Source organism: Bacillus sp. HMA207 (assembly GCF_003402455.1).
Taxonomy (GTDB): Bacteria; Bacillota; Bacilli; order Bacillales; family Bacillaceae_G; genus Bacillus_A; species Bacillus_A cereus.
The window spans coordinates 3,615,411-3,630,047 of record NZ_BEZT01000001.1; the positions used below are offsets into that span (position 1 = coordinate 3,615,411).

A 14,637-nucleotide genomic window follows, 5' to 3' on the forward strand; every position below is an offset into this window, starting at 1 on the left:
CTCATTATGATTATATTTTTTCTATATCCCCCCTTAACTTAAATATATGACCACATTGTTCATTCGGTCATTTTTTTATAAAATTAAAAGGATTATCTTAGTTTGACAATCCTTTTAGTAAATAAAGTTCAAATAACTCTGCAATTTTTTCTTTTTCTAGCGGTTCATGATTTTTTTCCCAATCAAAAATAAGCGATACATATAGACGAAGCATAATAAATGCTGTAATTTCTGGATCACATTTGCTAATTTCACCTTTTTCAATCGCAATCTTTAAATACGATTGAATAACAGAAACGATTTCCACATCAACTTGTTGCATAACTTCTTGTACTTCTTTCGTTCCCATATCGCGCTCTTCTTGAATTAATTTAATCATAAGCTGATGTTCTTTTCTAAATTCCAAGATGCTATATAATGCTCTATGTACATTTTCAAAAAATGAAACATCTGAACGAATTGCACTTTCTGCAACTTGCTTCATTTCTGTAATTAAATTAGAAATAATTTCACCAAATAGCTCTTCTTTATTTTTGAAAAAAGTATAAATCGTTCCTTTTCCTACATTCGCTAACTTCGCTACTTGATCCATCGTTGTTGCTTTATAGCCGAACGCTGAAAAAGACTTTGTTGCAGCCTCAATAATAGAACGTTTTCGATCTATTGCCACATCATCACCTCCAAAAATGACCAATTGGATAATATAGTCAATCAGTACATCTTTGATATTACCACACGCTTACATTCTATACAAGTTCTCTTTTTATTATTTCCAGTATAAAAAAATTTCAGTCAGTGTATATCATACTTTCCATAGTTTATCAGAAGAAAAGAGAAAAGGAAAAGATGTTCTAGAGATATACATCTTAAGAACACCTTTTTGCTATTTCAACATAGAAAGCATAATTTTCTCTAATTCTTCTTTATTTACATTCTTATCGAATACTGCTTCTCCTGGGTTCTCTAAACTATGATTAATAATAACGATTTGGTATGCACTATTTTTCCCTTTTGCTGGAACAATCATCTTCATACCTTGTAAATTACTATCCGAGTGATGAGTAGCGTAGAATATTTGATTACCTTCTAGTTCGTACTTTTCTATATTTTCAGGCACTATAAACTGGTGGCTAAATGGGTCTTTGCTTTCCCCAAAAACTTGCGATTGAGAAATTGTATAATTTCCTTTTCCGTTCGTATATTCTAATTCAATAGTGAATTCCGGTTTTATCTTAAGATAATAATTCACTCTTTCGTCTTTTTGGGTATATCCTTTAATTGTATAAGTTGGCCTCTTGATTTGGAAATCAACATGTTGCTGCACTTCTTCAACTGTATATGTTAAATATTTCCCTACCTTATCCTCATAAGGAGTTGTTTTATTATGAATTTCTTTTAATTTTTCACGATTTTCTGTACTTAAGCGCTCTTCTTTCACCTCTTTTATATCCCCTTGGAAATTTTCGGGTAAGTTTAATCTAACTAATCCTTTTTTCTCGATCTGCAATACCTCTTTATATAACTGCACATAATTCTCAAACTCTTCCTTTGTTAAAGCTTTTTCAGCATGATATAAAAAGGCTGTTCGGTTTTCATATTGCCATTTTGACATCCCCCACTCTTTTCTCGCCTTTTCCTCTGTACCAAATAATGTATCTACAGCATTTTGGAAAGCATCCTTTGACTGCTCTACTTTATCCTCTTGCTTTTCTTTTCCTTCCGTTGTACGTGCGTTGAATAAAGAAAGGGATGCTATAGCAACTATGACAATAACTCCGAGTAAAGAAAGACGATACGATTTCTTTTGGAATTTTTTAATCATAATGATTCTCCTTTTTAGTGTTCGTTTATTTCTACTTAAATTTGCTAGGCTTGGTACTTGATAGGAATAGTGTTGTAGAAGGGTAATAATTGTATGTCCGTATGCAATTTGCTCCTCTTTATCTATAAAAGTAAGTGCATATGCATCACAGGCTAATTCTTGATCTTCTCGCATACAAAAATAGGCGTACCAAAGAATCGGATTGAACCAATTTAATAGGATTAAACTGTACATAATCCAATTTACAGCTACATCGTTTCTCTTAATATGAGCTAACTCATGGTAAAAGACATATTGTAATTGTTGTTTATTTAATACTTTCATATGTTTTTTTGATAGTAATACTTTCGGACGAAAGAAACTAAACACAGTTGGGCTCGCAATCTTTCCCGCTAGACGTAACGAAACTGCCTTCTTCATTTTCATAGACTGCTTACAGCGATTAAACACTGTAGTGACCTGTTCGTCCGTAATATCCGGTTGTTTCTTTATGTAAGAATATAAACGTCTATTTGTAAGAAACGTGATGGCTGCTAATATGATTACCCCAGCTAGCCAAACATACAAAGCAACTTTGTATAAAGACAATGTAGTCTGTTTTTCCGAACTGACTTCTACTTCCGGTTCGCTAGTTTTTGTCACCATTTTAGGATTTGATTCCAATTCCACTTTACGGTCGCTTTCTATGTTCACTATATTCTCAGTAGCCGGCATATTTTTTGGAATAACTTCCGATACACTAGAACTATAGGAAAGTAATGAGTAAATGCTATAAGAGCTATCTGGCGACCACGGTAAAAGGAGTCTTATCATTAATACGATCCACAGCATATATTGCCATCGGGGGGTTAATTTATTTCTAAATAGAACTTTTATACATAAAATAAATCCAACTAATATGCTGGCCATAAGTGACGTTTCTATAAGCCAATCAAAAAAATGAGGAAGGTATACATTTATAAGCGTGTTTATCATTTTTATCGATCCTTCCTCTTATTCTCCTCTGTCTTCTCATCTAAAATGCGTTTTAATTCATTAATATCTTCTGAAGATAATTTCTCCTCTTTTAAGAAATTAACAAGTAATGGCTTAAACGCTGCACCGCAAAAACGTTTTAGTAAAGATTTCGTTTCCACTTGCAAATAATTATGTTGTGATACTAACGGGTAATAAGCGTACATACGCCCTTTATCTTGATGGTAAGAAACGGCTTCCTTTTGCACTAATCGATTAATTAATGTGCGGATTGTTTTCGGTTTCCAGTCCATTGCATCTTCCAGTTCTTCTATAATTTCATTCGCTGTTTGCGGAGAACTCGACCAAAGTACTTTCATAATTTCTAATTCCGCTTCAGATATTTTAGGTAATTGATTTGTCATCGTATGTTTCACTCCTAAGTATTACATTTGTAATCTATAATTAAGATTACAAATGTAATACTTAATTGTCAACCATATTTTAGAAAAATTAATTTCAGCTAAACCTTACTTACCAACAACAAATTTCCTCTTTTTCAAATAATCAAATAAAAAAACAAGAAAATCTTTACAATTAATAGTAATATAGAAAATAGACAAGTTTATCAAAACAGTGGAGGCTTTTTCAGTCATGATGCGTGCACTTCGTTTAAATATAAAGCAAGCTTTTTGTAATCGTGTTTCTTTAATTATTATGTTTAGTGGATTTGTTCTTATTTGTATTTATCATTATTATTATGTAATTCGTTATTTAGGAGACGCTGCGAATGGACCTATATCGACGGATATTAAATGGATTGGATTTCGTGGAAATGAAATGGATGTTTATTTATTATTAATGCCAGTTATTGCAAGTCTTCCCTTTAGTACAAGTTATAACTCGGATAAGTCCGATGGTTTTAAACCGTTTGTCAGTAAAGAAATTTCTTTATTTTCTTATTCAGTAACGAAATATATCGTTACATTTTTTTGCGGCGGACTTCTTTATACATTTCCATTCATCTTATCGTTATTATTTTGCAAATTAACCATTCCAGACGGAGTACCAACGGCTGGTTCAGGCATTATAAATGATAACGGGATGTTCGCAAACTTATATGAAACTTCTCCCATCACTTACATTGCTGTATATATCGGAATTAATTTTTTATTTGCAGGTCTGATGGCTCTTTTAGGACTTGCTGCATCTGCATGGTCCCAAAAGGACTATATGGCGCTTCTATTTCCATTTGCAACTACCTCTATTCCTTACGTCCTGCTAAATACGGTACTCCCTACAATAGGTGGAGCGCCTATTCATTTATATGATCCAAGGCAGCCGCTGCATGGCATGTCACCATATATTTTGACAATACAATGTGCCTTCTTCCTCCTCGTTAGCTTAATCATGTATATACAAGGAGTAAAACGTGATAGAAAAAAATATAGAAGAAGGTTGCAAAAAAGAGAGCGGTGTAGAAAGGCGTTTCAAGTATAATAAAACCCTAATTTCCTTACTATATTGGAAATTAGGGTTTTATTTACTATTCACTTACGGTGTACCTGCCAATCCCCATAAAATAACAACCGCTACAAAATAAATCGCTTTAATCGCTACTACTAAACATAATGAAACAATTGCATATTTACTTAATTCTCTTCTTGCACCTATTAAAGTGAAAATAACCGCCAAACTAAATGTTATATAAGAAGCTGCTGTATGTATTAAGTTATACGTAATATCTAGATTGCTTATAAGTCCTGTTATATCAGCTACAAACTGAAGCATGACGATCGTACTAAAAAAAATTGCAAACTGATTCATTACCTTTCCATTTATTTGTAACTGCATTGTTGTCCTCCTTTTTAAAAACTAAATATTCAATCAATTTTATCATTAGATTACAAAAAAAGGAATCATCTCTTTATACTATTCTATAACGATGCAAAAAAAGAACGCTTAGTCACCTAAGCGTTCCTTTCTTTAAGAAGCTTTCTTCAAATCAATTTGAGCAAGTACTGGGTCATGGTCGCTTACACGCCCGTGCTCTTTCATTATATTTGAGTTTAAGTGCACTGGATCTACAATTGTGTGTGGTGCGATATTATTTGTTACTAAAATATGATCTAACACTTGTGCATTTCCTTCGTGAATGTACGTGTAACGATTCTCTTTTGGCACTGTGTTTAACATATCTTTTAAGATTGTTCCCTCTAGTGTTTTTAGTGGTTTAGAGAATTCGAAATCGTTCATATCACCTAACACGACAACTGGTGCATTCGTATTCTTTTTCTGAATTCCTTGCACGAAATGATTTACTTCTTGTGCTAACTGAATTCGTTTGTCTTCACTTTTTAATACGAGCGGCTGCACTTTTCCAAATGGCGTTGCATCTCCTAGTTTTGAGTTTAAGTGATTTGCAACGACAACAATGTTTTGTCCTTGGAACGTAAATTCTGCCGCTAACGGTTTACGTGTACTTTCAAATAATGGATTTTCGTCTCCAATACGAACAACATTTTTATCAAGTAACTTTGGTACCGTCGCTAATTTCACGCGTGATGGATTGTAGAAGAAGCCGACGCGAATATTCGCTCCTGGTGCTCCTCCGTCTTGATTATTGTTTGGAGCGATTTCTACATACTCATACTTCGGTCCACGAATTTCTAGCACTGCATCAATGATACGTTTTGCGCTTAATGACGCATCTGTTGTACCGTCATTAATTGATCCGTTATTATCTTGCATTTCCTCTACACCGATAATATCTGGCATTTTTAAGTTGTATTTAATAGAATACGCTAACGCTTTTACCTTTTCATCTGTTGTTTCTTTTTTATTCGCTGAGAAGTTTTCAATGTTATATGTAGCAACCGTTAACTTATCAAGACGTGGCTGAATATTTGCGCCTACTTGCTTAAATCCACCATCCACTACAGCTGGCAGTTCTGTTATTGGCGAAATACGGAAAGAACCGTAATCATATCCTACTACCCCTGTTATATCTCCAGTAAAAATATCTCCTACTTTTGCTACATAATCGCGAGGTACTTTTACAGAAAGACGCTCTGGGTTTAATTGGTTTTCATCTAATAGAGGTGTGCCATATTGTGTTACTATTTTATCTCCACCATTTTTTACTGTTACATATAAATTTCCATTTTTCTGAGGTGCAATAATTTTTGGTGTTGGCATCGTAACACGCATGCCTTCTATACTTTCATAAAAGTCGATTGCATCTTCATTTGGATCAAATAAACCGAATGCATCATTATCAATAATCTGGTCCGGGATTTTCACACCGTTTTCCCCAAGTACAATCGGTGCTGGCAAAGATTGATCTTTTGCGATTACAGCAACGCGACTCGCCTTAATTTCTGTCGTCGTTAAGTCTGTTTCAAATCGCTCTGCATATCCTGGTCCAACATATTCTTCTACTACTCCATCAACTTGAATAAGATCTCCTACTGCTACATTCGCATCTTTTTTATATACGTACATACCTTCTGAAGTAGCTGGATCATTATCTGGCTGATTGTCTTCTATATAAAAGCCGTTTTTATCAAGCGCTGTGACAACGCCTTCCACATTGTTTACTTTCTTCCCGTTGTAAGGAGACATATGTGATTTTCCTTGAATGTCATGAATACGAACTGGTTCATTATTTACGATAATAAATGAAAATGTCGAAATTGCTGAAGAAGTAAGTCCTTCTTTTTCTGCGATTGCTTTCACTACACTATTTTCATTCACTATAATCTGTCCATTATAAAGAACACTTTTATTAGTAGGATTAGAGCCATCTAACGTATAGTAAATCGTTGCACCTTCTGTATTCGTCGTTAATGTTACCGCTGTTCCTTTAGCAACTTCTCCACCGTTCGGTGAAGCTACTACATCGCTAACACGGTTTTGTCCTTCACCTTGAAACTTATAAGCTGTTACTGATTTTAAACCTGGGTTACTAAAATATAATTCAAGAGTCCCAGTCAAACTAACTTTCTTCCCGATATTTTCAGGGTGATCTTTTACATTCACTGCCGTTCTCACATCACCTTTTGGCAACTGAACGGGCATGATTTTGTCTGGATTCGTTTCGTTTGGCGAATCTGCAATTGCTACGTTTGTATCATCAAACTTAGCTGGATCCTTCGTATATTTAGAAGAACTTTGCGTATATCCGACAATATATCCTTCCACAATCCCCTTCGTTTTCCCTTGCTGCTTAAATACTTGAATTGCTTTTTCTACTGACATAGAAGCAGTTTCTTCTGCTTGCGCTAAAGTTCCAGTAAATGAAAGCAATAGCAAGAATGATAAAAAGACACTTAACAATTTCTTCACAGCCATTTTCCTCTCCCTATTTCATATTTTCTCAGCATTTCTATCATAACAAATGATTCGTTATATAGAACTATTTTTCGACAAATTTTACAAAAGATTTATTTAATTTACAAGCTTTCAAACTATAATACAAAATAATAATTTTACACCTTCTACAAATGCACTCTATAATGTTAGAGAGAGAAAACAGAAAATATCGACATTTGATTGGCATGTAAAATGGATTCATTTGAATAGGAGTGATTGGATGGAAGTGCAAACAGAAACATACCGCGCAGCTATGAATGGAACATTAGAACGTCATTTTTCAGATATGATTGCTGTTATACCAACTAGAATTACAATTGAGCAGTTAAAACAACGGCTAGAAAATATCGCTACTAAAGTTGATGAGTTAAAAATTGTTTATAGTGATGAGACAAGCCTTATTGTTGAGTTACATATGGATGAAACAATCATACCGTATGAACTGCATATTGATGAGGCGAATGACCCAGAAGAATATAAAATGTACAATAGACAAGATTCTACAATTGTAGATCGTAATTTTGAAGATGCGGCTTTCGGTACTGAAATTTTCACTCGTACGCTATTTGTAGGCGATGTACTCGACTGCTTTTTCCAGCAAATACAATTTTTATGGAACCTCGCCCCAGATTTGTTATTTGTAATCGATTCAAGTGCAGCAATGAAAGTGATATCTAGAAACTATATTGAATATCACGTTGAAAATGAATTATTACCTGACATTCCTGACTTATACGTTATTCATTCCGTTTATGAAGACGATAAAGAAGGTGAGCCTACGCAATATTGGTTTCATACACACGGCCTTTTAAGAGCGGGCGTAACTGAAATAGAGTTAATTATTCCAAATCGCATTTCTTCCTACTACGGCATTGGCGATCTCTTTCAAACATTTGCTAATAATGCCGTTGAGAATGGACAAGTCCCTATGAATGAGCCTATCGTTATCGCGCATAGTCAGCAAGGTTCTATACATACAGTCGCTGTTCCGTGGGAGAAAGGATTATCTTATATAGGGCATAAAACGAGTATGGACCAATTATCTTCAATCGAGGATGAAGAAGTGAAATTACAGCCAATAGATGCACAAAATACATTCTTAGGCGGAATGGATGCCCGAGATGAATACCATCAATCTCCATCCGTTCTCTTATTCAAATTTAATACTTCAGAAGAATATATTGAAAGTTTTTTCAAAGAAAACGAGGAAGCTACAGGGCTCATGTTCTATAAAACAAATAGTGAAACCGATCGTATGGCTTATAATGCGAAAAATACTTTCGGGTATTTCAGCAACATTTTTCAAATTGAAAAATCAAATGAAGAGTTTCGTTTTCTCGCTAAGTTTGGTGTTTCCTATGAAGAGGGTAAAAGCGAACATATGTGGTTTGAAATGCAAAACATTACGGAAGATTTCATTCAAGGAATACTCATCAATGAACCATATTTTATAGAAGATATGAGTGAAGGAAATAGTTATCATTTAGATTTTGATAACTTAACAGATTGGGTTATTTATGCAGGAGATGCTGTTATAAAGCCAAATAACTTATATATGTTTATTGGCGAATAAGTATTTTATATAATAAACGAAACGCCTTCAATATGATTGAAGGCGTTTCTTATAATTTATTGTGCGATTAATTCAGCATCTATTACTTTCTCCAAATGAGATAATACACGCTTTGCAGCTTCCTCACCTTGATTCATACAGTCTGGAAGTCCAGCACCAGCATAGGAGCTACCTGCCAAGTATATACCTGGCAACTCTTTCTCCATAAATGTTGTGAGCTTTTTCATTCGCTCGTTATGGCCCACTGTATATTGAGGCATCGCTTCTTTCCAGCGACTTACGATTGTAAACTCTGGATCCTCTGTAATATCCATCGTCTTCCTTAAATCTTCTAGTACGAGCTGAACGAGTTCTTCTTCAGTTTGTTCTACAACCGCTTCATCACCAGCACGTCCAACGTAACAGCGAAGGAGTGTTTTTCCTTCTGGCGTTGTATGTGGCCATTTTTTATGCGTCCACGTACATGCTGTAATGGTGTAATCGCTATTTCGTGATACGACAAATCCTGTACCATTAATATCGCGCTGGATTGCAGACTTTTGGAAAGCAAGTGCCACATTCGCAACGGATGTGGATGGAATATTACGGAAGAAACGAAACTGCTTGTACTGAGCAAACATGGACGGCAATACTTTATGCGAAGTTGCCACTACGATGGCGTCCGCTTCTATTTCTTTTCCGTTACTAAGAGTAATCGTATAACCATCACCCTGTTTCGCAACTTTTTCAATGCGAGTTCCCTTTATTATCGTACCTTCATGCATCTTTGCTTCGAGAGATTTTACGATAGATTCTAAACCTGTTTTCACTGTTTGGAACATTCCCTTTTTCGGTTCAGCTTTCTCTTCTTTCGGAGCGAGCGTACGCATACCGAGTGAAATACTGCGATGTTTCTGCTCAATTTGATACATTTGCGGGAATGTTGACATTAAGCTCATTTCATCAATATCCCCTGCATAAATACCCGATAGTAACGGCTCTATTAAGTTTTCAACCACTTCGTTTCCAAGACGATGTCTGAAAAATTGTCCGAGTGATTGGTCAGATACTGGCTTTGACCTCGGCATTAATAGATCAAAGCCAGCTCTTAGTTTACCAATTGGGGAGAACAGCCCGGAAAATAGAAACGGCGTAATTTGCGTTGGAATTCCCATCATTGATCCATTCGGCATTTTATGTAACCGATTGTTTACAAGGATAAATGATTGACCGGCTTGATTATTTACAAGTTCATCGCCAAGACCTAATTCTTTCACTAATCTAGCTGCACTTTCTTTTCGTGCTAAGAAAGAATCTGGTCCGCGCTCAATTGTAAATCCATCTTTTCGAACGGTTTGAATTTTTCCGCCAAGTTTACCCGATGCTTCTATAAGTAATGTATCAATCGGCAAGTTTTTTTCATGAATATTTTTTTGTAAGTTATACATTGCTGTTAATCCAGTGATGCCTCCGCCGACGATCACAACTTTTTTCCTCAAGCAGGCTCCTCCTTTCTTCTTACAGTACAGATTCTTTTTTCTTTAATACAACATCTGTTAAACAATCAATAAATGCCTCCGATGCATTTGGCATTTCTGGACGATAATATTTTGCACCAATTTCATCCGTTACAACTTTACACTCAAAGTCGTTGTCATATAAAACTTCTAAATGTTCCGCAACAAATCCAACTGGTGCATATACGAATGAAGTATAACCGTGCTTTTCATTTAGTTCTCTCGTTAAATCTTGTACATCTGGACCAATCCAAGGATCTGGTGTGTTTCCTGCACTTTGCCAGCCTACTGCATAGTTTGCTACTTCAGCTCCGCGCGCGATATAATCCGCTGTTTCATTTAATTGATCTGGATATGGATCGCCCATTGCAATAATTTTCTCTGGTAAGCTATGTGCAGATACGATTAATACTGCTTTTTCACGCTCTGCATCTGACATACCGTTATATATACCTTTCACTGCATCAACCCAGTACTGGATGAATTTCGGCTCTTTATACCAGCTATCAATGCCGTGAATTGTTAAGTTTCCAAGTTTCTCAGCTTCTTCTTGTGCTCGTCCAACGTACGATTTCACGCTAAACGTAGAATAGTGAGGTGCAAGAACAAGTGCGATTGCATCTTGTATTCCGTCGTTATGCATATCTTTCACCGCATCTTCAATAAACGGTTCAATATGTTTTAAGCCAAGATACATATGGTACTCTACTTCATCTTGTACTTCATTTAAACGCTTCTCTAACTTCTTAGCTTGCTCTAATGTAATAGTAGCTAAAGGAGAAATACCACCAATTGCACGGTAACGCTCTGTTAAATCTTCCAGCATTTCAGGACTTGGCTTTCTTCCTCTGCGAATATGTGTATAGTAACGTTCAATATCTTCTTCTTTATATGGCGTTCCGTATGCCATTACAAGCAAACCAATTTTCTTTTTCATACAGCAATGCTCCTTTACTTCGCTAACTGCCCTTTAGAGTATTCATGAATAAATGTAGTTAAACGTTTTAATGTATCTGGATTTACTTCTGGGAATACACCGTGACCTAGGTTAAAGATATAACCAGGCTGTTTCATCCCTTGATCTAAAATACCTTTTACATGTTCTTCAATAACAGACCATGGTGCAAGTAAGAATGAAGGGTCCATATTACCTTGTACCGCCTTATGAACGCCCCGTGCACGTGCTTCTTCAATCGGTAAGCGCCAATCTAAGCCGACTACATCAAGCGGTAAGTCGTGCCACTCATTCACTAAGTGTGCAGCTCCTACGCCGTGCATAATCATTGGAACACCCATCTTACGAACTTCTGCAAAAATACGCTCCATTGCTGGTTTAATAAATACGCGATAATCCGCTACATTTACTGTTCCAACCCAAGAATCGAAAATTTGAACTGCTTTTGCTCCTGCGTTAATTTGCGCTTTTAAATATGTAATAACCATATCTGCTAGTTTATCCATTAAAGCAAACCAAGCTTTTGGCTCTGCATACATGAACGCTTTCGTATTATGGTAGTTACGAGATGGACCGCCTTCAATCATATAGCTCGCTAATGTAAATGGAGCTCCTGAAAAACCGATTAACGGTACGTCTAACATTTCTGTCGTTAATAAACGAATTGTATCTAGTATGTACGGTACGTCATCTTCTGGATTGATTTCCCCTAGTTTTTCTACATCTTGTAAAGAACGGATTGGGTTATCGATAACTGGGCCAATACCTGATTTAATTTCTACATCCACACCAATTGCAGGTAGTGGTGACATAATATCTTTATAAAGAATTGCTGCGTCTACGTTATACTGATCAACCGGCAATTTTGTAACGTAAGCACATAACTCTGGATTGTGTGTAATTTCAAATAAAGAATACTTTTCTTTAATCTTTCTATATTCCGGCTGTGAACGACCTGCTTGACGCATATACCATGCTGGTACATAATCGGTACGTTCCCCCCTACATGCTTTTAAAAATGTCTCATTTATAGTTCTTACCAAGACCCTTGCTCCCTTCCTTACCAATGCTTCGAATACGTTCGATATTTATCTTTTTTTACTATACAGCTTGTAAAAACAAAATGCATAATATTATGTACGTTGTTCATTAAATTGACACAAACACTCGTAAAAACGCTTACTATTTTCACAACATTCTTATTATAACACAGAGAAAAACTATGGTTTAGCTACTTTTGACTTTTCTCCTTCACGATTCGTTTGTGTATTATATGGTACAACGTAAAAGCTCGGTTTTGAAAATATGTTAATGAACTTTTCCTCATATTCCCCAGCACCATTTACAGTGCTAACATGCGTATGAATTCCATTCTCCACTCTATAGATTCGGTACATAATTCTGTTATCTGGAAGTGGTGTCCAGCTTAATTTTGCTTTAAATAAACCGAAAGGGCTAAATGATAATTTCATTTTTACATCTTCAATTTTGCGCAGCCGAATCGGAGCGCCGATTGTTTCCACACCTTCAGGCTTCATAAACTTCTCTTTATGTTCTACATTAGCCTTCGTTAAAATTTTCTTAAACAATTTTGTCGCAGATGCACTTTCTCCTTGCAACTGATGCTCCTTATCCGTACGGTCATAACCAATCCAAACAGCGCCTACTAAGTTCGGTGTATAACCAACGAACCACATATCTCTTGCTCCCTTATCGTCATTTGGCAATGAAGTTGTACCCGTTTTTCCAGCTAACGCACCGTTATATACACCAACTCTCGCTGTTCCTTCCTTCACAACTCCTTCTAACATTTTCGTCATATACCATGCTGTCTGCTTCGAGAAGATTTTTGTCTCTACTTTTGGAGATTCCCCAATGACTGCACCGTGTCTATTTAATACTTTATCAATAACGTGCGGCTCGATAATATTTCCATTTGCTAAAAATGAACGATACATTTTTACAAGATCAAATGTTGAAACGCCATTTTTCAATCCGCCAAGCGCTGTACTTAAACCAGCATCTGCAATATGAACATTTCCTTTTTCTAAATATTGCTTTCCTTCTTCTACCCCTAACTCATTTAATAAAGAAACTGCCGGTACATTTGCCGACTCTAAAATCGCATCATACATCGTCATTTCTTTTGAATACTCATGATTATAATTTCGAGGTTCATACCCTTCAAAAGAATTTCTTTCGTTCGTTAATAAAGAATACGGATTATACTTTTTCGTTTCTAGTGCTGGTGCATAAACGATAAGTGGTTTTAAAACAGATCCAGGCTGCCTTTTGGCAAAAACACGATTAAATCCTCTCGGGACGTACTTTCTTCCCCCAATCGCCGCTTTAATCCCTCCCGTACGATTATCCATTAATAAGAAAGCACCTTGCGCCCCCTCTTCTTTCCCAGGGAAATTCCTTGCATCTTGAAACTGGTTATATGCTACCTTTTGAATCTTTTCATCCATAGGTACGACAAACGTATATCCTCCGCGAAGTACTTCTTGATGAGACAATCCGTATAAACGAGCGGCTTCATCTATGACCATATCAATATACGGCATATATGCAAGCTCATTCTCATCTAAATTTTTATATAGAGCAATTGTCTTCCCTTGATAACGAACGCTTTCTTCTGCAGTCAAATAGCCTTGTTTATGCATAAGTGACAACACTAGATCACGGCGTTCCTTACTCTTCTCTGCAGAATAGTACGGTGAATATCCGTTTGGTGATTTCGGAAGGCCTGCAAGCATTGCCCCTTCCTCTACTGTTAAATCCTCAACATTTTTATTAAAATACAACTTTGCTGCCGCTTGAATACCGTAAGCCCCATGACCAAAATAAATATGATTCATATACATTTCAAGAATTTGTTGCTTCGTATATTTTTGCTCTAATTGAAGAGAAATTGCGACTTCCTTCAATTTGCGCGTAAATGTTTTTTCACGAGTTAAAAAGACGTTTTTAGCGAGTTGCTGCGTAATGGTACTACCGCCCTCTACCTTCTCTCTAGCTAACGTATCTTTATAAAGAGCACGGAATATAGACGGATAATCAATCCCTTGATGCTCATAAAAACGAGAATCTTCCACCGCAACAAACGCCTGCTGCACATACTTCGGAATTTGCTCGATCGGTACGAGCTCTCTATTTTCTACGTATAATTTCGTAATTTCTTTCCCTTTCTGGTCAACGATACGTGATGAAGAGTGGAAAACGAGCTGCTTTTCATCCATCATATAGCCACCAGCTAACACGATAAGTTTATAGATTACAATCGCTACTACGAACGTTGCGACGCCGCCTAATAAAGTCCACTTTACTTTCTTCATACATCGTCCTTCTTTCCAAATGATGGTACATTTATTATTTGAAAAAGAAGTATCTTTATGTATATAATCTTCGAAGTTTTTTAAGAGAGTTGATATAATAGAAACAAACTATTAAGGGGGCATTA

At 36.1% G+C, this 14,637-nt stretch carries 11 protein-coding genes; 2 read left to right on the forward strand and 9 right to left on the reverse strand.

The features are described 5' to 3' along the window. Positions 1-97 precede the first annotated feature (97 nt). The 3 genes from HMAS_RS18705 to HMAS_RS18715 all read right to left on the reverse strand — a co-directional run bounded on the left by HMAS_RS18705 (position 98) and on the right by HMAS_RS18715 (position 3,201). Positions 98-670 (reverse strand): TetR/AcrR family transcriptional regulator, encoded by a 573-nt coding sequence (locus HMAS_RS18705; protein WP_000963381.1) that lies wholly within the window; start codon positions 668-670, stop codon positions 98-100. Between the two features lie 213 nt (positions 671-883). Further along, entirely contained in the window at positions 884-2,797 is a 1,914-nt protein-coding gene (locus HMAS_RS18710) for a M56 family metallopeptidase (RefSeq protein WP_033686608.1), read from the reverse strand. Positions 2,798-2,799: 2 nt separating this feature from the next. Beyond that, positions 2,800-3,201: a BlaI/MecI/CopY family transcriptional regulator gene (locus tag HMAS_RS18715; RefSeq protein WP_000184510.1), complete on the reverse strand. Its 402-nt coding sequence runs from the start codon at positions 3,199-3,201 to the stop codon at positions 2,800-2,802. Positions 3,202-3,430: 229 nt separating this feature from the next. On the opposite strand from HMAS_RS18715, the gene HMAS_RS18720 reads away from it, so the two are divergent. Further along, positions 3,431-4,276, forward strand: a complete 846-nt coding sequence (locus HMAS_RS18720) for a membrane protein (protein ID WP_000984146.1) — start codon at positions 3,431-3,433, stop codon at positions 4,274-4,276. Between the two features lie 54 nt (positions 4,277-4,330). Here the strand turns inward: HMAS_RS18720 and HMAS_RS18725 are convergent, their stop codons facing one another. Both HMAS_RS18725 and HMAS_RS18730 read right to left on the reverse strand, forming a co-directional pair. Continuing rightward, positions 4,331-4,630 (reverse strand): hypothetical protein, encoded by a 300-nt coding sequence (locus HMAS_RS18725; protein ID WP_001176847.1) that lies wholly within the window; start codon positions 4,628-4,630, stop codon positions 4,331-4,333. 132 nt (positions 4,631-4,762) lie between these two features. Next, positions 4,763-7,129 (reverse strand): DUF6359 domain-containing protein, encoded by a 2,367-nt coding sequence (locus tag HMAS_RS18730; protein WP_000279273.1) that lies wholly within the window; start codon positions 7,127-7,129, stop codon positions 4,763-4,765. Between the two features lie 241 nt (positions 7,130-7,370). Here HMAS_RS18730 and HMAS_RS18735 point away from each other — a divergent pair, with 241 nt between their 5' ends. Beyond that, positions 7,371-8,723 (forward strand): DUF4026 domain-containing protein, encoded by a 1,353-nt coding sequence (locus HMAS_RS18735; RefSeq protein WP_000453706.1) that lies wholly within the window; start codon positions 7,371-7,373, stop codon positions 8,721-8,723. Positions 8,724-8,779: 56 nt separating this feature from the next. On the opposite strand, the gene hemY is transcribed toward HMAS_RS18735, so the two are convergent. The 4 genes from hemY to HMAS_RS18755 form a co-directional block, all read right to left on the reverse strand. Continuing rightward, positions 8,780-10,201 carry a protoporphyrinogen oxidase gene (gene hemY / locus HMAS_RS18740; protein WP_001228101.1) on the reverse strand — a complete coding sequence of 474 codons (1,422 nt, stop codon included), beginning with the start codon at positions 10,199-10,201 and terminating at the stop codon, positions 8,780-8,782. A gap of 19 nt (positions 10,202-10,220) precedes the next feature. Further along, positions 10,221-11,156, reverse strand: a complete 936-nt coding sequence (gene hemH / locus HMAS_RS18745) for a ferrochelatase (protein WP_000726779.1) — start codon at positions 11,154-11,156, stop codon at positions 10,221-10,223. Positions 11,157-11,170: 14 nt separating this feature from the next. Then, positions 11,171-12,217 carry a uroporphyrinogen decarboxylase gene (hemE, locus tag HMAS_RS18750; RefSeq protein WP_000252605.1) on the reverse strand — a complete coding sequence of 349 codons (1,047 nt, stop codon included), beginning with the start codon at positions 12,215-12,217 and terminating at the stop codon, positions 11,171-11,173. Between the two features lie 177 nt (positions 12,218-12,394). Beyond that, entirely contained in the window at positions 12,395-14,512 is a 2,118-nt protein-coding gene (locus tag HMAS_RS18755; protein ID WP_000756287.1) for a transglycosylase domain-containing protein, read from the reverse strand. Positions 14,513-14,637: the final 125 nt, after the last annotated feature.

What these genes read in the sequence shown, in the direction of transcription:
- HMAS_RS18710 (WP_033686608.1), bottom strand. Translation starts at nt 2,797, where the DNA reads ATGATAAACACGCTTATAAATGTATACCTTCCTCATTTTTTTGATTGG.
- HMAS_RS18715 (WP_000184510.1), bottom strand. Translation starts at nt 3,201, where the DNA reads ATGACAAATCAATTACCTAAAATATCTGAAGCGGAATTAGAAATTATG.
- HMAS_RS18720 (WP_000984146.1), top strand. Translation starts at nt 3,431, where the DNA reads ATGATGCGTGCACTTCGTTTAAATATAAAGCAAGCTTTTTGTAATCGT.
- HMAS_RS18725 (WP_001176847.1), bottom strand. Translation starts at nt 4,630, where the DNA reads ATGCAGTTACAAATAAATGGAAAGGTAATGAATCAGTTTGCAATTTTT.
- HMAS_RS18730 (WP_000279273.1), bottom strand. Translation starts at nt 7,129, where the DNA reads ATGGCTGTGAAGAAATTGTTAAGTGTCTTTTTATCATTCTTGCTATTG.
- HMAS_RS18735 (WP_000453706.1), top strand. Translation starts at nt 7,371, where the DNA reads ATGGAAGTGCAAACAGAAACATACCGCGCAGCTATGAATGGAACATTA.
- hemH (WP_000726779.1), bottom strand. Translation starts at nt 11,156, where the DNA reads ATGAAAAAGAAAATTGGTTTGCTTGTAATGGCATACGGAACGCCATAT.
- HMAS_RS18755 (WP_000756287.1), bottom strand. Translation starts at nt 14,512, where the DNA reads ATGAAGAAAGTAAAGTGGACTTTATTAGGCGGCGTCGCAACGTTCGTA.